This is a genomic window from Halalkalibaculum sp. DA3122 (assembly GCF_043951865.1).
Classification (GTDB): Bacteria; Bacteroidota; Rhodothermia; order Balneolales; family Balneolaceae; genus JAMQKA01.
This window is the reverse complement of record NZ_JBINJF010000005.1, coordinates 110,969-137,115: the sequence shown is the minus strand read 5'-3', so window position 1 is coordinate 137,115 and position 26,147 is coordinate 110,969. Positions and strand designations below refer to the sequence as shown.

The following is a 26,147-nucleotide window of genomic DNA, read 5'->3' as shown; positions in this document are numbered from 1 at the left end:
AGGATGCTAAAAGTTGACGGTGTATGAAATATTCGGAAGAACGGGAAGCATGGTAACCTCTTCACGCTCAATGGGATTTTCATCAAAGTTGAAGTTGTAGAACCAGACGTTACGGCGGGAATACACATTGATAAGCTGAAACTGCCAGCGGGCCTCACCCATCCCAAAAAAGCTGCCGGAGCGGGTAAAGCCCAGGTCCAGCCGGTGATAGGCCGGCAGGCGGGAAGCGTTCACTTTTCCGATGACCAGGGCATCGAGTGGCTGAGATTCGGTGGGGAAATCAAAAGCGACGGTGCGCCCCAGCGGCTTGGTGTACGCCTGGCCGGTGGAATAATTGAACACGGCAGAGGCCTTCCAGCGCGAGCTCAGCGCGTAGTTCATCACCAGGTTAATATCGTGCTTTCGATCGTACTTGGGCGGAAAGAAGCGCGCATGTTCCGGCTGCCCGATGGGCGTGTTAAAGCCCGGATATTTTCGCCGCGACACGCTGAAGGTGTACCCCAGGAAGCCGGTTAACCGCCCGACCTGCCGTTCCAGCATCCATTCGGCCCCGTAGGCATACCCGGTCCCGAACCGAAATAGGTCGGGGTAGTCGAGCCCGGCTACATCGGGCAGGAAGGGGTTGAGATCGAACAGGTCTTCCATGGTTCGGTAATAGATCTCCATATCCAGTCCATATCCTTCCCACGGCTGGGTTTTGGCTCCAACCACATATTGGTCGCCATAGGCGGGCTCTACCCCGGTATCGGTGGTGAGCCAGGTGTCAAATCCGGAGAACGCCTCGTTGGAGATCAGCGTCAGAAACTGGTTGTATCGCCCGTATGCAGCCTGGAAGCGCACCTCGTCGACCGGCTGATACTCGATGGAAACGCGCGGGGCCAGTTTCCAGTAGTTGCCTTCGCTGAACCCGTTGAGCCGGAGTCCGGCTGTCATCTCTACCTGGTCGGTGATGGCCCATTCATCCTGTGCATAAAGCGAGGTGTAATGCGATTGAATACGCGAGCTAAAAGTATCCTCACCGTCAAACTGGTCTTGTACTTTCAGGGTCATGAGACCGCTCCAGAAGCCGGCAGAGACGGAATGGCGATCGCCGGGCTGGTATTCGACATCCCCCTTGACTGAAAAATCGTAGATGTTGTTGGACCGCTTGAAGGGCGTGCTGGCGATATTGAATGAGGGGAAGTTGAAATAGCGCGAACCGGTGACGGTAAGGTTTGAAAACACCTTGTTTGAAAAAATATGGGTCCAGGTGGAGCTGATGGTCTGATTTCCGTAATTGAGCTTGATGCTGGCGTCCTCGGCAAACGGGAACAACAGGTTGTCGATTCCGGAGTAGAAGGCCAGTGAAAACTTGTTGTCGGGATCGGCGTCATAATTCACTTTGCCGTTCAGGTCCAGGAAATAAAAACTTTCGGGAATATTGTCCTGGCTTTCCTGCAAGACGGCCAGCAGCGGCTCAAGCGTGGAGCGGCGTACCGCCAGCATGTACGAGCCCTTTTCAAAAGGGCCCTCCACAGACACCCGGGATGCCAGCAACCCGATGGAGGCCGACCCGTTAAATTCATTTCGATTTCCATCTTTGTTGTGGATGTCGAGCACGGAGCCGAGCCGACCGCCGTATTCTGCAGGGTATCCTCCCTTGTAGAGCCGTACATCCTTAACTGCATCGGGATTGAAAGTGGAGAAAAATCCGAAAAAGTGTGTGGGATTGTAGACGGTGGTGCGGTCGAGCAGGATCAGCGTCTGATCGGGACTTCCCCCGCGGATATAGAGTCCACTGGAAAAATCGGAAGCAGCTTTAACGCCGGGCAGAAGCTGTACGGCGCGGAATACATCCGCCTCAAAGACCGAGGGGACCTCCTTGATCAATTCGGTTTGTACCTGGGAAATCCCAATATTTTTTTGTTCCTCTTTTTCCATTTCCGACTCCACCACAATTTCATCCATCTGGATCCCTTCCGGGGATAGCTCGATGTCGAGGCGGAGGCTTTCGCCGGGTTTCAGTGAGATCTCCCTGCGGTAACTCTGGTAGCCGATATAGGAGACAAGTATGACGTGTTCGCCCGGTGCAATACCGGTGAGCGTGTAGTATCCGGAGGTGTTGGTTGAGGTCCCTTTCCGGGTGCCTTCCAGGGCCACGTTGGCGGAGATGAGTGTCTCCCCGGTTTCTGAATCGGTCACATATCCATTTACGGAAGCGGTTTCCTGGGCGGCGAGCAGAGCGGGCAGGAGTATGACGGCGGCGAAAATGGTGAGAGTTCTCAAGGGGAATAGTAAATGGTTACAAGAGGGCATTGGAAAACCGTTGTGTTGCTCAATTCCGGCATTTTCGCGGATTCAAAATCCTCATTTATGAGGTATAAACTGCGGTTCCGAATCCGCTCAGGCTTTGGCCTTGAACAAAACTCCTGGTTTTTAGAGCCCTCTACAAATTAAAAATTGAGTCTCGGTTACGATTGGACGCACAAAAAGTTACACGAATTTTTGTGCCAATGACTAATTATTTTTGTGTTAACTTATGGGGCTTTCAGAAACGCTGGATATTTGTTTTCTTTTTGCGAGATTTAAAATTGTAATACAGGCGTACAATGACGAATAATACCAAAAACTGGATCGTACTGAAATTTGGAGGAACCAGTGTATCCTCCCTGGACAACTGGAAAAATATCACATCCATATTGCAAAGCCGGCTCCGCGATGGGTACCGTGTTTGCCTGGTTCATTCGGCGCTGAGTGGCATTTCAAACAAACTGGAAAAGGTGATTGAACCGGGATCGACGGAAAGTTCTGAGTCGATCGTCGAGGAGATTAAACAGCAACACCGCACGCTTGCAAAAGATTTGGGGCTCGATGCAGATCAGCTGCTGGCCGATGAGTTCAAGGAGCTCGAACAGCTTGCACGCGGTATCGCCCTGTTGAAGGAGGCGGGATACCATGTGCAGGCGCGCATCATGGCGCTGGGTGAGCTGATGTCAACCAGGCTCGGCGCAGCGTACCTGAAGCAGCAGGGGCTGAGTGCCAATTGGAGGGATGCCCGATCAATGTTGAAGAGTATTCCGGTAAAGAATGCCAGTGAAAAGTCACTGGCACTTTCCGCCATCTGCGATACCGGGGAGGACCACCCGCTACAGCAGGAACTGGACCGTGAAGAAGACGAACTGGTACTGACGCAGGGCTATATCGCCAGTGACGGTGATGGCAAGACGGTTGTTCTCGGCCGGGGGGGATCGGATGTTTCGGCAGCTTATTTTGCCGCCAAACTGCAGGCAGAGCGGCTGGAGATCTGGACCGACGTGCCGGGCATGTTTTCTTCCAATCCGCACGAAATCCCGTCGGCACGCCTGTTGAAACATCTCAGCTATGCCGAGGCGCAGGAGATCGCCACCAATGGTGCCAAGGTACTGCATCCCCGGTGTATCATGCCTGCGCGCATCCACAATATCCCGATTCATATCAAATGGACACAGGATCCGGGGCAGGAGGGGACGACCATCTCTGCCGCCGCAGCCGATGATGAGGCGCTGGTGAAGGCGATTTCGGTTCGCGAGAATGTGACCCTGGTGAGTATGGAAACCCTCGGGATGTGGCAGCAGGTGGGATTTCTTGCGGATGCGTTCAGCGTGTTTAAGCGGCATGGGCTTTCAATCGATCTGGTTTCAACCTCGGATTCAAATGTTACCGTCTCTCTCGATCCCGGGGCCAACACCCATTTTCATGAGATCAGAGATCAGTTTGTGAGCGATCTGGGTGAACTCTGCAGGGTCCAGATTATTGAGTCGACTTCCGCGGTGAGCCTGCTCGGTCGCCATATCCGTACCATCCTGCATCAGCTCGGTTCTGCTTTTGAAGTGTTCCAGGAGCACGAGGTCTACCTGGTCAGCCAGGCGGCAAACGACCTGAATTTTACTTTTGTTGTAGCTTCAGGCCAGGCCGATCGACTGGTGCAGCAGCTGCACGAGCAGGTAATATCGAAGTCTGCCGGACAAATTTCCTTTGGTCCCACCTGGCAGCAAATTAATGGGTCGCATTCCGACTCCTCACCCTTCAGGGATAGCTGGTGGAAGGCAAAGCGAAAAACACTTGTTGAGTTGGCGGACAAACAGGGGCCGGTTTATGTTTATGACTCGGAACAGGTGGAAAAGACGGTTGAAAACCTTCAGCAATTGACTTCCCTGGATCGACTTTTTTATGCGATCAAGGCCAACAATAACGAACAGCTGCTGCATATTTTCCATGACCGGGGACTGGGTTTCGAATGTGTTTCGATAGGAGAAGTGGAGTATATCCTGAAGTTGTTCCCGGGCATAGACACCGATCGGATTCTCTTTACGCCCAATTTTGCCCCGCGGGTGGAATATGAGCGGGCGCTTGAGCTGGGCGTACATGTAACCCTCGATAATATTTTTCCCCTGCAGGAGTGGACGGAAGTGTTCAGCGGGCATGAAGTATTTCTGCGTATTGATCCAGGGCATGGCCACGGGCATCACAAGCATGTACGAACAGGCGGCACCAACTCGAAATTTGGTATCCCGCAATTTGAGCTCGACGAGGTGAAATCGATTGTGGATCAACACAGTATCACGGTGAAAGGGCTCCACGCTCACGTCGGCAGCGGAATCAAAGATCCCGAAAGCTGGAAGAGAACCGCCCTGGTGCTGGCCGGAGCAGCTGAACAATTCGAGGATGTGGAGATTCTGGATGTGGGCGGAGGACTTGGAGTCCGCGAAAATGAGATGCAATCGACGCTTGATCTGCAGGAGGTCGAACGAGAACTGGCCGAATTCAAAAAAGGTTTTCCTCAATATGAGATCTGGATGGAACCGGGACGGTATATGGTAGCCACCGCCGGGGTGTTGCTGGCCCGTGTGACCCAGATCAAGGGAAAAGGAAAGGTCAGGTATGTGGGCGTGGAAACGGGGATGAACTCACTGATTCGCCCCGCCCTGTACGGCTCCCACCATACAATCGTAAACCTGACAAAAATCGATGAATCTTCCACGCAGATTACCAATATTGTTGGGCCTATTTGTGAATCTGGAGACAAGCTGGGGATCGATCGCCTTTTACCTGAATCACGGGAGGGAGATGTGATTCTTGTTGCCAACGCCGGTGCCTATGGGCATGTAATGAGCTCCAGCTATAACATGCGTGAACCCGCCAGCGAAGTGGTCATATAGGGTTGATCAGGGCATCCTCAGACAGAGCCTGAGTCATGATGTAACTGCAATTTGCAAGGCTGAAAGGGCCGTTCACAAGCACGGTTTTCCGCTATTTTCTTCAAATAAGTTGCATTTGATTAGGGATGGCGCCCACCAGGGCCCCCTGACGAAAATGAACAAGGAAAGGGGGGAGTCCCAACAAGAGAAAAGCTATTCCCCGACTGAGGTGTCCCTTTTGGATTGATCAAAAGGGACGAAAAAATAAAGGCCGCTGTGAAGGTAGTGATAGCAGTGCTAGAAAAGGGAACCATTTTCGTTTTGAGTACCGGTGGGAGCCACGTCCACTTCAGGTCCGGTACCCGGCGCGGCATTGGAATTCTCCCTCTGTTTTTTGGTATTTACATACAGCTCACCTTTGCATGAGGCGCCTTTTTCCGCGGTGAAATTTTCGGTGTGGATTTCGCCCTCAATGTATGCCCCTTGTTTGAGATGCAGACCTCTCCTGGCATGGACTTCACCTCTGACTCTTCCTTCAAGAACCACTACCTCCGCTTCAATGTCGCCGTCGAAATCGGTGGTTTCATCCAGAAAAACATATCCATTTATGCCGTTAGTCATAAACGCTCCCTCTTTGCTTGTTAAAATGCTGACTGTTGTACCTGCTAGCGAAAGTCAACTAGCCTCTGTAGATACGTTGAACGTTTCTTGATTTGTGTAATTTACTTTCAGTGCACTTACTAATATAAACTACGTATAAAATTTTATTAAATATTAATTTGCAGATAAGTAAAAATTAATATTTGTGGAATATTATGGTCAAACACCTCCAGCAATGAACATTTGGCGGTCGGAAGAAAGCTTTCCCATTTGCCGACCGCGGAATGGTCACATTAGTGCATCCAGGATCTTCTTTCACTATTCAAATACCGGTTCAGAATTTGTTCGTACTTTTTTCCTGAATAAAAATTTCAGGTATTTGGCATTCTGTCCCCTCTCCATTGCATAATAATATGTTTGAACTGTTAAGCGTTCGATTAGCTGGTTTTTTAATACGGCAGGTTCAATTACTTCATCCATATCATCCAGGACAAATTTTACCGCCTTATTTTGGTTCATATCCGGATTGGAAAAGCGACGTTTCCGGGATTGGTTCGATCACTAAAGGCTTGAAAAATAGTTTGTGATTCCACAGAAATAATGGGAATTTTGGCGCGTTACAGAACGTTGTTATGAATGGCTCTGAAGAAAGGAGCCAACATGGATTTTATGTTCTTTCATTTATTGGGGGTGTAATGGATTCGACGGAATGCGTAGCATCGCAGGCTGCATGTCGAGTTCGAGCGATGGCACTCGTAAAAAAACCATCATGCAAATATTGTAATTGACAACAATTACTCTTACAGCTTAGCTGCGTAAGCAGCTTTGCCGTTCACTCGGCTTCTTGCCTGTCAGTGCCGTTTGAACGTCGACTATGACAGGATAGCATGTGCTCCGCCGTCTGTCGGGGCATGTGTAAAACTTTAACAGGCTAGCTTGGTGTTAGCCTAGTTTCCAGGCAGAGCATCAGGCGAAACCCAATATGGAAACTACACATGTAGATGCTTGAACGATATACCATTTCGGACCGGGGTTCGATTCCCCGCACCTCCACTATTACTTTTCTAAATTTCCTTAAAATGCTGCAAATTCGTATATTAAAGCAGTTGAAAGGCGATTTTTTAAAGTTTTAAAACCAGATTATTCCAGGTTCTACCAGATTCCTGGTGAACTATTCAGTGACCATGCACAAAGATGCTGCAATGGTCACTGGGATTTTCTGCCCGTCTCATGAAGAAGTGTCCACGAAGGACCGAGATCTGTTTTACTGCCTTTCTGTAAAACAAATACTCAAACCTAAATGGACATATTTATGTTTAAACCATTAAACATTTCTTATACCGTACGCAAAAACAAAGCAAGAGCTAACGGAGAAGTGCCTATCTACATGCGATTAAGCGTAGATGGAAAGATCTCTGAAATATCCGCTGGGCAAACTGTAGATCCTACCAAATGGGATAGCGAAAATTACAGAGTCCAGGGAAGGAGTAAGAAAGCGAAGTCGATTAACCGATACTTGGGTACCCTCGAATTCAAAGCCAACCAAGCTCATCAGCAATTGCTCCAGGAAGGGGCAGAAATCACTTCTAAGGCTGTCAAATTGCGCATGACTGGCAAGGATAGGGAAGAGGAACCCGTGACGGTCATGGAGGTTTTTAAGCAGCATAATAAAAAGATGAAATCTCTGATCGGTAATAAATATTCCGAGTCCACGCACAAGAAATACCGCACTGCAAAGAAGCATGTTAAAGCTTTCCTGCAAGAGCACTACGATAATGAGGAGTATCCAATTTCGGATGTAGATCAGGACTTCTTGGAGGAGTTCGCACACTACCTCATGACCAAAGATGATCCATGCTCCAACAATTCAGCCCGAAAGTACCTGTCCAACTTTCAGAAAATTGTGAACAGGGCTAGGTCAAAAGGGTGGCTGAACAGCGATCCCTACAAGCACTTCGACATGCAGTATAAAAAGAAAGATCCCGTGTTCCTCTCGCAGGACGAACTTAAGAGGATAGAACGGAAAGAATTGGATGTCCATCGGCTTGATCAGGTACGTGATGTATTCGTGTTCAGTTGCTACACCGGACTCGGCTTTAGCGATGCAGAAAAACTCACAAAAGCTGACGTGAAGGAAGATGAAAACGGGGATCTTTACCTGTATCAACCGAGGACTAAAACAGGTAACAATGCAAGCGTGTTATTGCTGCCAAAGGCGATTGAAATTATCAGTAAGTACGAAGATCATCCAGAGACCCAGGATGGCAGCTTACTTCCAATGATCAGCAATCAAAAGACCAACGCCTATTTAAAGGAGATTGCCACCCTCTGTAAGGTGGATAAAAAGCTCACTCATCATGTAGCACGCCATACGTGTGCTACAATGTTTTTGACCAATGGAGTGCCGGTAGAAACCGTTCAGAAGGTACTCGGTCACTCTGATCTGAGGTCCACCATGCATTATGCAAGGGTTACCCCGGATAAGGTCAACTCTGATATGTCCGACCTTATAGAACGGCTTGAATCCGTCTCTTAAATTAAAAAGCCTGAGCCCGCACTTAATTGTGTAGGCTCAGGCATTAATTATTGTCCTGGACAAATATTTGATCAATAATACATTACTATAATCTCATAGTATATTCCTCTTATCGGATAAATATTTTGTCAGGATTGGGTTCCTTGGTGAATATTTAATCATCAACAGATAGAACTGCTTTCTCGGCAGTTTCAACTTCATCAGCGGCTCGAAGCTCTTCCCGTTTTATCTCAGGGGAACCTTCTTCCAAAGTAAGCTTGGTACCGTCGTTGAAATCATGGTCACGCCACCACTCGAAAAAGATTTTCATCCTTCCCTTGTATCCACTCTTGTCATCTTCGGAGAGGTTAGAGAAGTCATATATCAATTCGAGATTATCGATGATGGCATCATAATGAACCTGATAGTAGTTCATTTTTTTTGGTTCTCTTCGTTCTATGGAAAGAATTCCCATATCGATAAACTTTACCATGGAATTCTCTCTAATAAGATACCATGTTGTTCGCAAAAGTGACTCCCATCGATGCTTCTGGTAATAAAACTCCCCATTTCCGTATGATCGAGATAGGAATAGTGAAGCCTCGAAAACCATTACATCGATAAGTGTCCACTCCGGATTATAATTGCCCATTCGTTTAAAATGAGTACTAAGCAGAGTAAATCTCTTAGCAAAATTACCGTCTGTTTCAACAAGGTATGTGAAGTAGTCAGGATTCATATCTGTACCTCCTCGAACTTTTCGGTAAGAGTTTGGTCTATAGCCTGTCTGTCATAAAAATTGGTACCTCCTAGCTTGACTGCTTCCACTACGCCCTTATTCTTAAGGACTTGCAGCTGGGAACTGGAGATACTTAGGTAGTCACAGGTTTCGTCCGTCCTGAGCCAACGTTTACTAACCGAGTGTTCGCTCTGCAAAGCCTCGGTCAGGGTTTCCACCTTATTATTTAGTTCATCTATTTTACGTGTAATTTGATCTTTTTCAGACATAATATCGGATATTTATATGGTTCATTATATAAATACCCTCCCTCATTCTTGAGGGGATCTCTGGATCGGTGAGGGTAAGTTTAAAGAGTAGTGTTAAGTTAGGTTAACTGTAGTATTCGCACGTTTTCCGTACGCACTCATGCAATTCCTCATCATAGTGTAGTTTAGACTTAATCAAGTTTTCTACCTCGAAGCGATCATAGAAAGTTTCGTTACCTATGACTCTCTTGGGTACATCACTACTTTGAAGTGACATGTGATCGGTAATTGGTACCCCAATACCCAAATACGTACCGATTTCGTATTCTGTTAGCCATCTTCTTTCTGATAGCTTTTTCCTAAGGTCAATACGTTCAACCTGTTCGATTAGGAAATCTAAGTTTTCTTTCTGCTTTTTAAGTTCAGCGATTAATTGTTGTTTAGTAATTTTCATTACTAGTTGATTTAGTATGTACAGGAAGAGCCTGTACAGCTCATTCCCCACCTCTTGTGGAAAATGCTCATTTGGCATAAAAAACGGATCGTGGAATGATGTAAATCAAACCAGCCCCAATTCCACAAGAAATCAATCAACAGCTCTATAATACGTTAAAATGAGATCCAGGTAAAAAAGAAGGGCAATTTTTTACCAACGATTTTTGGAAGTTATCCACAATTGAAAAAAATGAGTGTGATTGTGAGATCGTGAGTGTTCACAATAGTGTGGATAACTCCCTATTTTTCACCTGGTGTGGAAAACACACATCATAATTATATAACACAAACTATTTTTACCTTGATTTTATACTTCCTATCTGCATGTAATAGATAGAGCCTGAATACTACTGCCTATATGGCTTAATATACCCCACCTAAATGAACCACTTATGGAAATCTCCTTTATACTTTGCACTCAGCCATCCAGCAATGAGCGCTATCCCAAACCAAGTTATCATAGTAAGTATTGCACTCGTGTATCCGAATGATAAAGTTGAATACAATCTCAAGTGTTAATCATCGAACCATATGAAAAGATAATTTGTGATATCATCAGCGATTTCTTTACAAGATTATGCACCCGATATTATTGCAACTGTTAAACTCATTATTATAATCTCATCAAGAACCTTCTGATACATCCGTCAAAAAAAATTATATAATATTTTCAGGAGTCCCATTTCCCACTCACATGTAGAATGACAGATCAATAAAATACCCCCCCCACTAAGTTTTTCTGGGAGGCGATGAATAGATTGTTTTTTCCGGAATAAAGTAAGTTCTGTACACTGTTGAGAGCGAAGCCCACCTTGTTAAGTCACCCCTCCTAGGATTTGGGCTTTCAAACCATGCCCGCCTTAATCTTAAACAACAAACTAAATCCCAAGACTATGGTTACTATTATTGGATATTCCGAGCACCTCAACGAAGATGAAGAACCCTTTTACGCACTCCGCTTGCAGGGAGCCGTGGAAACGGTCAAGTCAACAGAGACCGGCAAGTACTATGCTACGGCTCGTGAAACCACCATTCCATCCACCTTCGACGGAGCCAAGTGCGAAGCACTCATCGGAAAGCAATTGCCCGGTAGCATTGACCGTGTTCCCTGCGAGAAATATGAGTATGAACTCGAAAATGGTGAGAAGATCATCCTGGAACACACCTGGGAGTACAATCCCACGCCTGTCTCAATGGAAGAGGAGGTATTCGAAAACCGCGAAAACGGTGTGCCGGTGTAACCCTTCACTATATAACACAAACTGATTAGAGGCAGGATGAGGAGTCCTGCCTTTTCTTTTTTTAACCCTATTCAGTTATGAAATCCATAAAAGAGGTACTCGTCAGCCGGGATGATATGAGCGAGGAGGAAGCCGAAGCTCTTATATCGGAAGCCACCGAGCAGTTTCACAGGTACCTGGATCAGGGGGATTTGGAATCCGCCTATTATATCTGTGAAGAATACTTCGGTCTGGAACCCGACTATCTGACTCAGCTTATCGGGTAACAACCTACATAAACTACATACCAAATGAATTGCAGGGCGGTCTTAGCAGGACCGTCTTTTTTTATTTCCAACCTAAAATGAATCAACAGCTATGAATACAACACAGACCCAACAGCAAGAAACGAATGAAGTTAGTGTTATAAAGGAACCTGAGGAACGATCGCCTTTTATTGAGGCAAACACCGAACCGATGGAACTCCGGGAAATTGAGGAGAATCACATTATACCCGTATTCTCCCAGGACAACGAACCGGCAATCTCCCACAGTGAATTTATAGACCGAACCGTCGGTATAGTTCACCACGCCTTTCCCAGAGAGACCGTTAATGAACCCGACATTCGGGTTAGTCACCCTAGGAAGGGGCGGATACCGGATGCCAAAGGGAAGCCTGCCGACCAGCTGGAGGAACACGAGAAAACCCTGTATTACGAACGGATGGCGTTTGTCATTGAAGTTCCCTCCATCACTCAGGAGATACGGGGAAATGATCTCAGTCTTACTATCGGGGGCGTGAAGGCGTATAATCTGGATAACCTAAATCGCAGGAAAGGTACACCAGAGCATTTCAAGGTCTTCATCGGCTTTGTAAACAAAGTGTGTACCAACCTGTGCATCTGGACTGACGGATTTTCGGAGACTATCGAGGTGGATAACCCACGCGCTCTGGAGGGAAGGATCTATGATCTGGTTAATGGATTCAGCTACTCTAATCTCTCCAATCACCTTGGGAAGTATCAGAACTATGAGTTAACCGAACAACAATTCGCCCAGCTTGTAGGACGGTCACGTCTTTACCAGTATTTACCCGCAAAGCAGAAAAAAGAGTTGCCTGAGCTCCAGCTTAACGACACACAGATTTCAACAGTAGCCAAGGAGTACTACAATAACGAACATTTCGGCAGTGCTTCCGATGGCAAGATTAACCTTTGGGATCTGTACAACCTGTTCACGGAAGCCAACAAGTCATCCTACATCGACACCTTCCTGGACAGGGGAGTGAACGCCCATCAGTTTACGTCTCAAATAGCCAACGCGTTGGAGGAGGAAACCCAATTTTGGTTCCTCAACTGATCGGTTGTTATGGGAAGTAAACTAATCGACGACATCAACAAATACACCAGCTCAGACAGCCTTCTTGTTCATACCAAAAGTCGAGGTTTAATACGCCTTTTCTGTCCATTCCAAGTTAAAGTAATCCGATCCGTGGACAGCTATATGGTTGGAGAGGAGCTGGAAGTAGTTAATGTAAAAATATCTCTGGACTTAGATCTCATCTATGTAATTGACGGTACGGGGTATTACCACTACTACTTCTCTATTCAGGTCTGAGCTGATAAACAGCCAATCTAAATTCCAAGACCATGTTTAACCAACTCGTGGAAGCACTGCATCAAGCGCTTGAGTTCAGGGATATACCGACGGATTCCATCAGCCGGATTGACGGGAAGGTGGGTTTCATCTGGCTGAAAGCCGGAGAGCAAACCTACTTCATTGACATCAAGAAGGTGGACTTCGATCTGGATGAGTATGCCCAATCTCACTCACGCCTTGCAGAGCGACATTGAAATGATACCGACAACCAATTTTAACCGAAGGGGAGTGTGATGCTCCCCTCTAAATCTGAAAGCCATGAACAAATCAACAGATTACCAAGAATACGAACAAGCTGACAAAAACGTCCTTAAATCTCCATCCTTAGCAGAGATCTCCCTGAAGTATGAGCCATGCATCCTGCCTAGTGAACTACCAAGTGTAACGGGACCTCAGGATGCAGAAAGGATTCTTCGCGAAGTATGGGATGCTGATAAAATACAGTTGAGAGAGGAATTTATGGTTCTGTTACTGAATACTGCCAAGAAATGTCTTGGATGGAGTAAAATTAGCTCAGGCAGTTCATCGGCAACAATCGTTGATCCAGCTACGATATTTCAGGTTGCATTACTTTCCAATGCTACATCCATTATCTTGGCACATAATCATCCCAGTGGTAATCTTGAACCTTCCGAGTCTGATAAAAAATTGACTCATCGAATTAAGGAATCAGGGAAATTGCTGGGTATTCAGGTTGATGACCATCTCATTATTACAGCTGACAGTTATATCTCCTTTAAGGTGAGAGGGATATTGTAAGATCAGGCTGTATAAATTATAACTAAAAACCGATAGCTATGGACTTGTTACTATTGGAGCTTGAAGAGTTGGGTTTCCAGAATTTAGCCGATTGGATTCACGAAGGAGAAATTCAGGACCTTCAAGCTGCACTCAGTCACCTGGAGGAAAGCGAACACATGATGGATAATGAAGAGGACAGAAAAGCCTTCCAGCGGGCTAGAAATATTGTCTCTGAAATATTCACAAACAACTAGAATTTTAATATAAAATGGTTTCAGCAATGGAAAAGCACGAAAGGTTGAGAAGTGAAAAATTCGGTCATGCCACGGAGGACCTTCTCTACAACTCGGGAGGGAACGTTATGTGGAGCCTATTCAGATTTAACAGCGGTGGAGTAACGATATATTATCATGACACCGATAGTTTCCATATTCTAAATGCTAAAGACTCTCAGTGGTTTAGCCTTGATGAAATCGCGGACAATTGGGACCCGATAGTCAATGAGATAAGGTTATAATCTCTATTCCATGAAGCACAAAAAACAAATAAGGTGATTGGATAATGGCTGATATTTTTTCTGAAAAAAAAAGAAGTGACATTATGTCCAAGGTGAAGGGTAAAGATACAAAACCCGAGATGTTGATAAGGAGCGCCCTTCACCGATTGGGCTATCGTTATTCGCTTCATAAGAAGGGTTTACCTGGAAAGCCGGATCTATATTTCAGAAAATATAATGCCGTTATTGAAGTCAATGGGTGCTTCTGGCACGGTCATGATTGCCATTTCTTCAGTTTGCCGCAAACAAGAACTGACTTATGGAGGAAGAAGATTAATAATAATAAAAAGCGTGATATTGAGAATTTGGAAAAACTGAAAGAAATGGGGTTAAGAGTACTATTAGTATGGGAATGTGCTATAAAAGGTAAAAATTCATACACGTTCGAAGATTTAATAAAAGAAATTGAGTCATGGCTAAAATCAGATATTAGGTTTAAAGAGATATCTGGTACAGATCATTCTTCTTCTAAGTAGTTAACATCTTGTCCACCAAGACCTTGGCTTCTATCATCCTGAGATCTGTAAATTCCCTTTTCTAACATTCTTCTAGTTTCTTTAACCTCTTTTTCTTTTGAGTGAAACCCAGGATCTTCAATATCTCCTTCCAATACAGCTTTATAATGCTCATAAGAGTGTTCAGTTTTAGATAGTACTTGATCCCAAGTTCTTATATCAAAATCCGGTCGATTTTTCGTGTTTTCAAGAGTGGAGTCACTAAAGTTAATATTACCACTAAATATTAATACGCGCTTAATATTACCAGATTTTGCACGAGCTAGTCTTTCAGCATATTTATCTAATCTCTGAAGATCATCATGTTCTAAAGCGTTGCCAGGTCTCTTAATTTCAATTACTGCTCGCAGGTCAGTGTCTGAAAGTGCAAAGAAATCATATCTTAAAGCTTTATCCCTATCATCAATATCTTCAAAATTCCATTCCTTGAGTTTTGAAGATAACTGTTTTTCTTCATCTAGAACTTGCCAATCGGGATTTAAGATCCATGGATTTCCTCCTAATAAATCATGAAAATTGTCGTCACCAATTTTGTGAGCAGTTTCTGGAGCATCCTCTATAATCATTTCTTGAAACTTTTCAAGAATATCTAGTCGACCTCTAATTATTTCTAAAATAGTTCTGCTCTCAAGTACTTTCCAATCCTGTAAATATTTTAACATCGTTTTCAATGATTCAGGGTCATCTGAAATGGTTTCCAGATCCCCTAATAAGTCATGGAAATTTTGATACTCGTATGCTTTTAGAACCGAGCTGGCTAAATCAACAGCTTTTTCTGGATCTGGTTCGGCGCTGCCCAAGACTTTAAAAAGTTTTTTTGCTTGTATACTAGATGTTTTATCTAGTTTTTGTAAGCGTTCAGAAATATTTTCATTCTCAAGAACTACATTCTTAAAATCTTCACCTCTTTTTTGGGAGTGTTCTCTCAATGCTTTGCGGGTTATTTTTTCACCAAACTCATGTAGAGGTTGTGTGAAATTGTCCTCCCAATCTATTTCTTGTCTGTCTGTAGATATCAAATCTGAATCACTATCTGTACCAGAATCAAGATAATCTGCTTCAATTACGCCACTAAGATATTTAGTTGCATGTTGACCTGATGCAGTCCCCTCAACACCAAAATAGAAATTTGGAGCTTGGGCTGTTTTACCCCTACAATAAATAGTAAATCCTCTTGCCTCAGTATTATTTATGGGCTTTTTAGTAAATTCATAAAAATATGAAATAACATTTCCATCGCTAAGTTCTTCTTCAAGAAACCCTTCTGCAGGTACACGATAGTCTGTATTCAGGTTTAAATCCTGAAGTTCTTCACTATTTATCATTATTTGCATTTTGCCGGTTACTTTTCTGCTAAAACGCCTGGCTAAAGACTGATGTAAGGTATCAGGATCAAGAGGTGTAACGTGTTTTAAATTTTTTAAAATAACTCTTGTGCCTGATTTAGTATCAGCAAAGTCAGGTTCTGGAATTATTTTCCCGGGTATCTTTTTTTTCTGGCTTTTACCGGCATCTGCTTTTAATTGATCAATATCCATCAAAAATTTAATACAGCTTTCTGGTGTCCAGGTAATTATTTCCATTTTGGTCGATATACCGAAACCTGCCAATTTCCCAATACCTTTTCTGCCCATTACTGGGCGACCATGGTCTCCAGAGTCACCTTCTTCCCTACGATTTCTTCCAATTACCAAGTATTTGTTTTCGATAGATTCTTTCCCCATTCCCGAGCCATCATCTTGAATAACTATTTGGTCTGCTGATTTGGAGTACGTATTAATATTGGGTAATTCGATATGTACATTCTTGGCTCCTGCATCCCATGAATTTGCTATAAGTTCTGCAATCGCACTTGTTCTTTTTTTATACATTTGAACTCCCATATGCTCAAGAGTCCTTCCCAAAATTGTCATGTTGAATTCAATATCTTGATCTTTGCTCATGATTTTTGGGACTCATTTATACTTATATACTTAGAAATAGACCTGAGTAGATATCGTTATATGAAAAAAATAGCCCGACTGTATTTATTCTAACTATTATTAGTTCAAATGTTCAGATAAGTGCCGTGCTATATTATCTGAGTGAATACGACTAAATTCAGGGGGTAAAGCATTGCCAATAAGTAAAGCAAGGGAAGATTTGGCGATATCGGTCGGGAATTTGTAATCTTCAGGAAATGATTGAAGGAGAGCTGCCTCCCTTGGAGTTATTACTCTATCCTGTTCAGGATGTAGAAAGCGACCTTTAGATGGATTTAAACATCCTCCCGTAATGGTAGTAGAATAATCATCCCATCTAAGACGTCCATATATATCATTAAAACCGACATTTTTCTTTTTGTGGCAATCAAGAATATACTCCTCAGGTAAATCTTTCCAGCTACCACCATCTTTGGGTGTTTTTTTTATGCGTTCCATAATGCGATCTGAATGATTTGCTACAATTTTTTGCATTGGATCATCAGTAGCATCTGGAGTGGGAAGATGTTCAATTTTTTTTCTAACAGTAACTTTTTTCTGGCTTCCTTCAGCGATATTCAATTGTCCAAGCAAAGATCCAACCATTATCAGTCGTCTTCTACTCTGAGGAACACCATATTTTTTTACGTCAACAACCTTGTGTTCGATTTTATATCCTAGATTTCTAAGGTTTTTTACAATCTCTTGAAATAATGAATACTCCTCTAGTCCGGGTACATTTTCCATCATGATCGTATAGGGCATTAGTCCCTCAACAAGGCGGTAATATTCCTCCACAAGGTTATTTCTATCATCATCAACACATTGTGCTTTATTAAGTCTTCTGACCCTTGAGAAACCTTGGCAAGGTGGACAACCTGCAAGCAGATGAAGCCTTTGATCTCCCAATACAGACTTGATTTCATCTACACTTATTTCCCTAATATCTTTTTGAATTACTTGAGTATCTGGATGATTTAATTTGAAGGCTTTAACTGCATCCTCCTCAAGTTCTACTGCTACTTTAGTTTGGAATCCTGCATCAGACATCCCTTGAGTTAATCCGCCACAACCTGAGAACAGATCAATGCTAAAAAAGCGACTATCCTGGCTTTTTTTCATAATCCAATTAGGTTTTATACACTTTCTTTTATGTTAATTAACAATTTTGTCAAATATAAATTTTTTAAAAATACTATTAAATACAGAAATCCTTGTAGAGTGAAAATGTAATTTGTAGTATCATTGATTGCAATATATTAGATCAGGAGCAGAGATATTTTATTTAATCACAAGTTGAATATTACTTCTGAATTGGCAATAAAATTGGGTACACAATGGGAAAAATACGTCAAGAGTTCTTGGAATATATTCTTGAGCTTTACCCTGAGCTCAATTCTATAAAATTAGATGTCGAGGGTATAGATATTAAATTCTCGGATGTTAATTATCTATTGCCATATTTGGCTTTTACCAATTCCCTCGATAAAAAAAATAGGCTTATCAATGTTTTTCATCCTCCTTTTTCAGATCAACACAAGATAATTCCGTTCTATATCGCATTGGCTGTGTTCAAAAAAGAAGTTGATAAAATGCGGGGCACGTTACAGCCAATTGATAATAATTTAATAGTATTAAGCAATGGCGACAAATGTCACCTCAATAAGATAGATCTTGAGAATCAGAGGATACTGTTTAAGTACAGTACGAGAACAGGGTATATGTCATTCGATGAATTTTTAAGTCCCTTAGTAAGACCGTATTCCAGTAAACAGAGAGAAAAGTATGAAGAGATAAAAGAGTTGGTTGAGGAATATCAGTTAATTCATTCAAGCTCAATAAGGAAACTGCTGGATACTCCTAAATATATAAAGTCCGGTTATAATTCAGGAGTAATAATCTTTACCCATAAAGGTAAGTTTAGAACCCTATTTAATAATCTGAAAGTTTCAGGTATATCTATTGATTCCAGAATATTAGCAGTTAATGCAGTATATGATAAAGATACACATCAATACAGGTATGACCTATTAAATAATTTCAATTCTCCAGAGTTCATAAACAAATCGAAAATAAAGCCATTTATTCTAGTAGCAAGCTATTTGGATATTGAAAATATAGAAATATTCAAAGATAGGTATCCCCACCTAGACACAATTATATTTGATGAGGCTGAAAACAAATTAAATGAAGTTGAAAAGGTTATAGGGGATATAAAAAAAGGATTGAAATCGGATGAAGAGGGATCATTACGGGATGTGTATCTGCTTACATCAGATTCTTCTCTGCATACTTACTATGATCTAAACCGTTGGGGAGGGCATTTGCCGTTTCACTGGATCTCTACTCCAAAAGATATGTCAGATGGGAAAGAAAAAAGACAACATATTCATCTTATAAATAAGGGATCAGAATCCGAAATAATCAATGAACTAGAAAGTCTTAAAAGAGATATCGGGAAGTTATTTAAACTGATCAATTATGAAGAAATCAAACCTTTGTATGATGCCTTTAAGAAACTAATCATTCGCTATTATTCCTTTTTTGAGCCGCAAGATTTCCATTCATCTCTGGAAAACCTAGTGAAAAGATTTAAATTATTTTCAGAAAAAAATTTAGATGAGGAATTTGATAAACGGATAATTGATGATTTTGGGGATATTACTGATCGATTGTTCAATGTAGAATCCCAGCCCAAGTTTCAGTACCTAAGGGAAAAAAAGAGTGCATTTACATTTAAAAATGCTGAATTGGTTGGAATCATCAGTCGTAATAAAAATGCAGTTGATCAAAGAAAGCTAATCGATTGGTTTTCTCAGTTCGAGACTAAAGTCGACTTTATAGATTTTAATAAGTCTCTTAAATCTATTAAGGAGACGAATTATGATATATTACTATTTTTTGAAATTAGAAAACCTTACATAAATAGTTTATTGATCCATGATTTTCCGGGTGATATTCACTTAATATTGTCTAAATATGAGTACAATTATTATAGAAGGAATTTCATCAGGGTTACCAAAATTTTAAACAGAATTACCTCAATTCAGAAGAGAGCGGAATTGCTAAACATTAGTCAGGAAACAAGGCAAGAATATATTGAAAAGGAAGATTTATACCACTCCAAAATAATTGATTATGTAGTAAACCCGGAGGTGTTAGAGACAGATCAGGAGTTGGAAGATATTGATGATGAGACATTGTCCCAGGAGGAAAAAGATCTACTTTATGATCAATCGGAAAGTGATATTGAAGATCTGATAATTCAAAGTATTAAAAACAATGCAGATTCCTATCAGGAATATTCAACTGGTAGTGATGCAGGAGTAACCAGGGAAGATGATGTTCTAATTATATTTGATGATAGGACTTTATCTAAGGTTCATCCAAATAAAAAGTATTACAAAATAATAGATGAGGATGTATCTGATATTAATGACTTAGTAATTCGTGCTGATCAAATTAAAAAAGGAGATGATCTTCTACTTTTTCATATCGACCACGATGACTTGTTGGATTTGCTTCTTAATAAGATAAAGCTTTCGGACAAGTTTAAACCAGTGTATGAATTGTCTGAAAAGTGGCGAAACAATGTAAAAGCACTTTGTGATAAGGTAGGATTTGAAAGGGCATCTGAGCTGTTAGGTGAACATATTAAAAGGAAGCCAGTTACCCTGGAAAATTGGTGTGATGGTACAACACTTGCCCCTCATCAACATAAGAAAGTGATAGAAGGGCTCAACACTGTAGCAATGGAGTACGAGTTTGACAACATGGAAATTATGTATGAAGTGGATTCAATAAAGAATGCATCTTCAAGAATAAAGGGACTCCTTTTGTCACTACCGCGAAAGCTTAAGGAAAGGTCTGTTCGGAAATTGTACGATTTGAATATAAATGTCAAAGAAGAAAATAAGGATGAAGCTATCTTGATAGATCAGATTTTAAATGATGTTGATATTAAAACAGTAAGTTATGTGTTAAAAAATAATACTGAGTGAAAATGGCTCTGTATCCCAATAATCCACCTACCCAAAATTATTTTAATTCGGATGCTGAGAGAAAAGTATTTCAAAGAGCACGAAAGAGTAAAGTTATTAACTCTTCAAACCAAAATTATTTATTTCACTCTTTGCGTGTCCAGGATGCTAATCTGAAGCTTACGGGTGAAGTAGATTTTGTATATCTGGATAAAGAGTTCATCTTATTTCTGGAAGTTAAAGGGGGAGAAGTGAAATATGATTCTGCAACCAATCAATGGTGGACACTGGGAGGAACAAAAAAACAGGACCCCTTTAAACAGGTCTGCACATATTTATTTAACATAAGAGATAACCACTTCCCTAAAAAATTCTCCGGAGATTATTATGATCAGAAATTAAAGTTCGGATATGGTGTAATGTTTCCAGAGTCTGGGAAACCCTTCGGATTTCGAGAGTATTCCAAAAAATATCGGGATTATTCCATCGAGTACACTCCAGAAATCATGTACTTGAAGTCAGATCATGATCGACGATTTAGCTTTGATATATATTTGGAAAACCTAAAAGAATACTGGAGAAGTTATCCCAAATATAACAGTGGTTTTAATGGTATTGATTATAAGGGCTTGGAGAAAATAAAAAATTTCTTCAGAACTGATTTGATTTTTCGCGTCCCAATATCGGAACATCTTACCGAGGATAAGGAAGAGACTCAATTTTATACTGAAAAGCAGGCGAAGATATTACGAGATGTTAATCATAATACTCAATTCGGTTTTTTTATAAACGGTGGACCAGGTACCGGAAAAACAGTGTTGGCACTGGAGCAGGCTTATCAAAAATCGGTTGAAGGCAAGAAAGTACTGCTTGTATGCTTTAACAGATGTCTTTCCATCGATCTAGAAGGGAAATTCAAGAAAGCTTTTACAGAGGTAGATGATGATAAAATTCATATAACCACATTACATAGCTTGTTTCTCAGTTTATTAAGATCAAATGAATATTCAATTGACGTTAAAGATGACAAAGATTTCTGGGAAAAAGAACTTCCTAAACATTTTTACAAGGTATTTGAGAATTACAGTTTTGAAGATCTGTATGACTATGTGGTGATTGATGAGGGACAAGATATATTCCGTGAATCCTACATGAATTGCCTGGGGCTTTTATTAAAAGGCGGCTGGGATTCTCACAATTGGATAGTTTTTTTGGATAAGGAGTTTCAAACAATCTATAGCGATTTTGATACGGAATATTTTGATCTATTTAAGACTACTTATCAAGGTGTACACTTGGATCTTGAAGAAAACTGTAGAAATACACCCGGGATAATTAAAAAGGCTCATATACACACCGGGTTACAGGAAATTGACTGTATGAAGTCTGATCGTCTAAAGCCTGAATTGAGATTCTACAGTACAACTCAGGAGCTTTTCAAAATAATAGATGAAATCGTTGGCAAGCTGATAAAAGACAATGTAAATCCTGGTTCTATTACTGTTTTAACAAATAATAATAAGATAGATCAATTTATAAATCGTAAACCGGAATTATATGTGAAATTAAACCGAAATGGCTGCCACTTTCCTAAAGATAAAGTAAGTTTTTCAACTCCTCACTCTTTTAAAGGACTTGAAAACGATTTTATAATTTATACTGGAAGGGATTATCTAAAGCCGGATGACCGGAGTCTCCAGGTGGAGTTTTACGTCTCCTATACACGAGCAAGGACACAATTATATTTAGTTTTCAATGAATCTATAAAAGATAGTTTAAAAGAGATTTCCGATAGAACGATTGACTTGGATATATCAAAAAGGATCTAAATATGGATATCTATTCAGAAGTAAGAGAAAAAATTCGTCAAACTGTAGTTGACACTCTTTGTGGACCTTTATTTGGAGAGGATGAAATACTAGAAAAGTCACCCAGAGATTTTTATCTCACTGGGATTATTTATCCTCAAACAACAAGTGAGGTCGATTTTGAAGATTTGTCATCAGGTAATGATGACGAGCAGGGAGGTCTAGAGGACGAAGAGGAGGAAACAAAAGCTCAAGTTAAGTCGAATGGTAATACTGGAGATACAGGTATTGAGGAGGAAAATGATGAGCTGGTAATGACCACCGATTTTAAGCCGTCAGCTTTTGGCATTTCTGTGATGACTGAGTTGGAGGCAGAATTTTTTCTTGAAGCCTCAGCGGGTCTTTATGTTGAATCAATAATACCGGAGAGAAAAGAGGAGCTAAACAAGAAAATTGAGAATGGCTCAATAAAAGAAAATTTTATTCCCGCTGAATTCAAACGGTATGAAAGGAATAAGGTGGAAACCGATGTACTAAAGGTTGAAGTTACTGAAGGAGAAATAAGATTATTCAGGGCGAATGGTGAATTAATAGGCTCGGACAAAAAAACCTTACAAGTAGATCTGGATGACAATTTAAATCTTCATGTAACGAGAAGGGATCTGTCTAAAAGACGGATAGATAAACATATTCTCACCTTTACTTTAGTAAATGAATATATAGCCGACAGTAAAGGTGACCTGTATAATCCTACACAATCATACTATCAACCTGAAATTAAGGTTTTTTCCAGTAGTCCAACTTTCTGTTCTTTTGATGATTACACGGATCTGTCGAAGATAGAAAATCAGGAAGAGTTAAATCTTAAATTGTTATATAAAAATTATCAGAGTTACGGTACAGGGCATGGTGCTTCAGTTACGTGGGATGAACCGGATCAAGAAGTTCAAAAAACAAAAAGAGTCGAATCACAGGTTATACCGCTTTATGAGGTCAAGGGGAATGACTTCGAACCTGAAGAGTTGATCAAGCGCGACAAGGAAGATAATCTTATTGAGGATTGCGAAATCCTATACATGAAGAGACTGTCCGGTAATGACTTTCATGCCTCATATGAAAATTCAGTACCCAAAGAACAATTGATTGCTGAATTAAAGAACTTTTCAAGTGTCTATGGGGATTGGATAGAAGGTCAGAAAGCTATAATTGAGGCTCAAATTGACAAACTGAACATTAGAGAGGAGGACAAGGAAAAACTAGTTGAGCGGGGACTTAAAAACTTGGATACCTGCGATTATTTGAAATCCAGGATGGATCGTGGTATCGAATTATTGGATGATGATAATAATCCGTTAGTGTACCAGGCATTTTCGGAGGCAAATAAAGCCATGTTCATGCAGAGGGTTATGGACACATTTATAAAGCAACGTAAGAAAAAGCATGGCGATAAAATATTTCCTGAAGATTCAGTAAATGAATCACTCCCGAACTTCAAAGAGGATTATCCATACAAACCTGCGGATAATGAAAAGTTGGCTAAATGGAGACCTTTTCAGTTAGCTTTTTTACTATCTCAAATCGAAGGTATAGTAAATCCTGAAAGTCAGGATAGAGATACTGTAGATTTAATTTGGTTTACAACCGGTGGTGGAAAAACCGAAGCCTATCTTGGATTAATAGCATTTACGATTTTCTATCGTAGGTTGCGGGAGGGCGAAAATACCGGTAATCCAAATAATGGAGCTGGTGTGACTGCTATTATGCGCTACACTTTGAGGTTGTTGAATAAACAACAATTTAACAGAGCTGCGCCTCTTATATGTGCTTGTGAATTGATTAGAAGAGATAATCTGGAAAAATATGGCACTGAAGAGATTTCATTAGGCATCTGGGTGGGAATGTCCTTAACTCCAAATAGATGGGATCAGTTTGTTGAATGCATGAACAAACTTAGATTAAATCCGGATGACAAAGTTGATTATTCACTTCCACTTTTTGAGTGTCCTTGTTGCGGAACGAGAATGAAACCTAAGGATGCAGATGGTGAGTGGGGAATTGTTGGCAGACCCAGTAGAGGTAATGACTTTAGGGAGCCACTGTATCTTTACTGCCCCAATTTGAAATGTAGTTTTAACATATCCGATTCAGAAAAAAGAGATTTTGGTACAGTTAAAGAAAAATGTTTCCCAATTTACTTTGTTGACGAAGTGGTATATAAGAAAAGACCTACTTTATTATTTGCCACTGCGGATAAATTCGCCTCAATCAACTGGCGTAGCGACACTTTCAATTTATTTAATCTCTCAACTGATGGGAAAAAAACAGTTGCAAAATTTCCACCACCTGAGCTGATTGTCCAGGATGAGCTACATCTTATAAATTCATCTCTTGGTACAATTTATGGTGTTTATGAGATGGCAATAGACAAGTTTTGTAGTCGAAATGGAATTAAACCGAAGGTTGTTTCAGCAACTGCAACTGCACGCAATGCCGAAAAACAGTGTAAGCTAATATACGGGCGAGAAAACTTCCTACAGTTTCCCCCTTCAGGTATAGATATAGATGACTCCTTTTTTTCGAGAAAAATAACGAGCGATGAGGAACTAGGCAGATATTATCTAGGATTACAACCCTCCGGTTTTACAAATACAGTGGCGCAGATCAGATTAGTGGCGACTTTGTTGCAACGAATATCATCAATGGGGTTTGGTAATGACATTATTGATAAATACTACACGGTGCTGGTCTATTTCAATACACTGAGAGAGTTGGGGAAATTCAGAACCTTAAATGAAGATGATATTGTTGCTTACCGAAATTTTCTTTCAAAACAGTTTAAAAGTATAAATACCGGTTATAAGGAGGAGAGGACGGAAGAGTTGTCAAGTGCGCTTGACTCTGATCAGATTAACAATGCCCTTGAAAAGCTTGAAAAAGCAACACTTCCCGAAGATACCGACTATCCTGAATTGAAAGAATTTTATCAATTGGGAATAAGAAGAATTAACGACATTGATATTCTTGATAAGTCAGGTGAATGGTTAGAACGGGATTATGATAGAGGTCGTCTGAAATTCAAGGGTGAATTCACCAAACTGAACAAAAAAGATATATTTAAACGAATTGGTGTAGAATTTAATGATGACGATAAGCCTGAAGCTATCGTTGAGAATGAGGATAATTTCGTATCTAAGGCTAAAGAAATTTTACCCGATACATCATGGGATGTAGTTCAGGTTGCTTCTGCTACCAGTATGATATCTGTTGGTGTTGATATTCCAAGGTTAAACGTTATGCAGGTAACAGGTCAACCGAGAACTCATTCCGAATATATTCAGGCAAGCTCCAGGGTGGGGCGTAGGCAACCTGGTATTGTTATTACTACATATAATCCTGCAAAGAATCGAGACCGCTCACATTACGAAAGGTTCAAGGACTATCATCAAGCATTTTATAAAGATGTAGAACCTACAACAGTAACTCCATATTCATTACCGGCTCTGGAGAAAGCTTTACCGGCAGTAATATATTCCCTGATGCAAGCATATCATTTTGGAGGGGAAGTCGAGAATGCTCGATGGTCTGATGAAGCGAATACAGATTTCGAAGAAATACGAGATTATCTACTTCAAAGGATAGTTAAAACTATTCAGAGTGTGCCGGATTACGGAAAAGAGGAATTAGTTGAGATAAAGCAAAATGTGAATTCAGTGTGTAATCAGGTTAAAGAAAAATGGATAGAATTAAGCAACCGGAATAAAAATATTAGGTTCTCTGAATATGCAGACTATCCATACTATTCTTCTGAGGATTACAAAGAAGAGAAAGTAGGCAGGTCGGTTTATGTAAAAAGTGAATACAGTGATGATTTTGCTGACAAACCAGGCTGTATGACCTCAATAAGGAATGTAGAGAGCGGATCTGAGATAAAAATTTTAAAAAACTCTTGAGTTG

At 41.2% G+C, this 26,147-nt stretch carries 20 protein-coding genes and 1 other RNA gene; 14 read left to right on the top strand and 7 right to left on the bottom strand.

Translation table 11 applies throughout. The annotated features are described in order from the left end of the window. Window positions 1-6: 6 nt before the first annotated feature. Entirely contained in the window at window positions 7-2,265 is a 2,259-nt protein-coding gene (locus ACG2F4_RS05180; RefSeq protein WP_395259147.1) for a TonB-dependent receptor domain-containing protein, read from the bottom strand. Window positions 2,266-2,588: 323 nt separating this feature from the next. On the opposite strand from ACG2F4_RS05180, the gene ACG2F4_RS05175 reads away from it, so the two are divergent. Then, window positions 2,589-5,177 (top strand): bifunctional aspartate kinase/diaminopimelate decarboxylase, encoded by a 2,589-nt coding sequence (locus tag ACG2F4_RS05175; RefSeq protein ID WP_395259146.1) that lies wholly within the window; start codon window positions 2,589-2,591, stop codon window positions 5,175-5,177. Window positions 5,178-5,453: 276 nt separating this feature from the next. On the opposite strand, the gene ACG2F4_RS05170 is transcribed toward ACG2F4_RS05175, so the two are convergent. After that, window positions 5,454-5,777, bottom strand: coding sequence for a polymer-forming cytoskeletal protein (locus tag ACG2F4_RS05170; RefSeq protein ID WP_395259145.1), 324 nt, complete (start codon window positions 5,775-5,777; stop codon window positions 5,454-5,456). Between the two features lie 665 nt (window positions 5,778-6,442). Between ACG2F4_RS05170 and ssrA the strand changes: the two genes are divergently transcribed. Beyond that, window positions 6,443-6,812: a transfer-messenger RNA gene (ssrA, locus tag ACG2F4_RS05165) on the top strand. Between the two features lie 256 nt (window positions 6,813-7,068). Continuing rightward, complete coding sequence (locus ACG2F4_RS05160) at window positions 7,069-8,292, top strand: phage integrase SAM-like domain-containing protein (RefSeq protein ID WP_395259144.1); 1,224 nt, start codon at window positions 7,069-7,071, stop codon at window positions 8,290-8,292. A gap of 154 nt (window positions 8,293-8,446) precedes the next feature. Here ACG2F4_RS05160 and ACG2F4_RS05155 read toward each other — a convergent pair whose 3' ends face one another. From ACG2F4_RS05155 to ACG2F4_RS05145, 3 genes are all read right to left on the bottom strand, one after another. Continuing rightward, window positions 8,447-9,010 (bottom strand): hypothetical protein, encoded by a 564-nt coding sequence (locus tag ACG2F4_RS05155; protein WP_395259143.1) that lies wholly within the window; start codon window positions 9,008-9,010, stop codon window positions 8,447-8,449. Then, a complete protein-coding gene (locus ACG2F4_RS05150; protein ID WP_395259142.1) occupies window positions 9,007-9,279 on the bottom strand; it encodes a hypothetical protein in 273 nt (90 codons plus the stop codon). The genes ACG2F4_RS05155 and ACG2F4_RS05150 overlap by 4 nt, the downstream gene beginning before the upstream one ends. A 103-nt stretch (window positions 9,280-9,382) precedes the next feature. Further along, window positions 9,383-9,712, bottom strand: coding sequence for a hypothetical protein (locus ACG2F4_RS05145; RefSeq protein WP_395259141.1), 330 nt, complete (start codon window positions 9,710-9,712; stop codon window positions 9,383-9,385). Window positions 9,713-10,646: 934 nt separating this feature from the next. Here ACG2F4_RS05145 and ACG2F4_RS05140 point away from each other — a divergent pair. The 8 genes from ACG2F4_RS05140 (at window position 10,647) to ACG2F4_RS05105 (ending at window position 14,405) form a co-directional block, all read left to right on the top strand. Further along, window positions 10,647-10,994, top strand: a complete 348-nt coding sequence (locus ACG2F4_RS05140) for a hypothetical protein (RefSeq protein ID WP_395259140.1) — start codon at window positions 10,647-10,649, stop codon at window positions 10,992-10,994. Between the two features lie 77 nt (window positions 10,995-11,071). Next, window positions 11,072-11,260 carry a hypothetical protein gene (locus ACG2F4_RS05135; protein WP_395259139.1) on the top strand — a complete coding sequence of 63 codons (189 nt, stop codon included), beginning with the start codon at window positions 11,072-11,074 and terminating at the stop codon, window positions 11,258-11,260. A 91-nt stretch (window positions 11,261-11,351) separates the two neighbouring features. Next, complete coding sequence (locus ACG2F4_RS05130) at window positions 11,352-12,332, top strand: DUF3871 family protein (RefSeq protein ID WP_395259138.1); 981 nt, start codon at window positions 11,352-11,354, stop codon at window positions 12,330-12,332. 132 nt (window positions 12,333-12,464) lie between these two features. Continuing rightward, complete coding sequence (locus ACG2F4_RS05125; RefSeq protein ID WP_395259137.1) at window positions 12,465-12,590, top strand: hypothetical protein; 126 nt, start codon at window positions 12,465-12,467, stop codon at window positions 12,588-12,590. A gap of 32 nt (window positions 12,591-12,622) precedes the next feature. Next, window positions 12,623-12,826, top strand: coding sequence for a hypothetical protein (locus tag ACG2F4_RS05120; protein WP_395259136.1), 204 nt, complete (start codon window positions 12,623-12,625; stop codon window positions 12,824-12,826). 64 nt (window positions 12,827-12,890) lie between these two features. Next, entirely contained in the window at window positions 12,891-13,391 is a 501-nt protein-coding gene (locus ACG2F4_RS05115) for a JAB domain-containing protein (protein ID WP_395259135.1), read from the top strand. 38 nt (window positions 13,392-13,429) lie between these two features. Then, window positions 13,430-13,627: a hypothetical protein gene (locus ACG2F4_RS05110; protein ID WP_395259134.1), complete on the top strand. Its 198-nt coding sequence runs from the start codon at window positions 13,430-13,432 to the stop codon at window positions 13,625-13,627. Window positions 13,628-13,934: 307 nt separating this feature from the next. Then, window positions 13,935-14,405 carry a very short patch repair endonuclease gene (locus ACG2F4_RS05105; protein ID WP_395259133.1) on the top strand — a complete coding sequence of 157 codons (471 nt, stop codon included), beginning with the start codon at window positions 13,935-13,937 and terminating at the stop codon, window positions 14,403-14,405. Here the strand turns inward: ACG2F4_RS05105 and ACG2F4_RS05100 are convergent. Together ACG2F4_RS05100 and ACG2F4_RS05095 are read right to left on the bottom strand one after the other, a co-directional pair. Further along, on the bottom strand, window positions 14,387-16,387 hold the full coding sequence (locus ACG2F4_RS05100; protein ID WP_395259132.1) for an ATP-binding protein: 2,001 nt from the start codon (window positions 16,385-16,387) through the stop codon (window positions 14,387-14,389). The genes ACG2F4_RS05105 and ACG2F4_RS05100 overlap by 19 nt on opposite strands. 99 nt (window positions 16,388-16,486) lie before the next feature. Beyond that, a complete protein-coding gene (locus tag ACG2F4_RS05095; RefSeq protein ID WP_395259131.1) occupies window positions 16,487-17,527 on the bottom strand; it encodes a DNA cytosine methyltransferase in 1,041 nt (346 codons plus the stop codon). Between the two features lie 215 nt (window positions 17,528-17,742). On the opposite strand from ACG2F4_RS05095, the gene ACG2F4_RS05090 reads away from it, so the two are divergent. The 3 genes from ACG2F4_RS05090 to ACG2F4_RS05080 are packed head-to-tail and all read left to right on the top strand — an operon-like array spanning window position 17,743 to window position 26,143. After that, on the top strand, window positions 17,743-20,406 hold the full coding sequence (locus ACG2F4_RS05090; RefSeq protein WP_395259130.1) for a hypothetical protein: 2,664 nt from the start codon (window positions 17,743-17,745) through the stop codon (window positions 20,404-20,406). Window positions 20,407-20,408: 2 nt separating this feature from the next. Further along, complete coding sequence (locus tag ACG2F4_RS05085; RefSeq protein ID WP_395259129.1) at window positions 20,409-22,214, top strand: UvrD-helicase domain-containing protein; 1,806 nt, start codon at window positions 20,409-20,411, stop codon at window positions 22,212-22,214. Between the two features lie 2 nt (window positions 22,215-22,216). Further along, window positions 22,217-26,143, top strand: a complete 3,927-nt coding sequence (locus ACG2F4_RS05080) for a hypothetical protein (protein ID WP_395259128.1) — start codon at window positions 22,217-22,219, stop codon at window positions 26,141-26,143. Window positions 26,144-26,147: the final 4 nt, after the last annotated feature.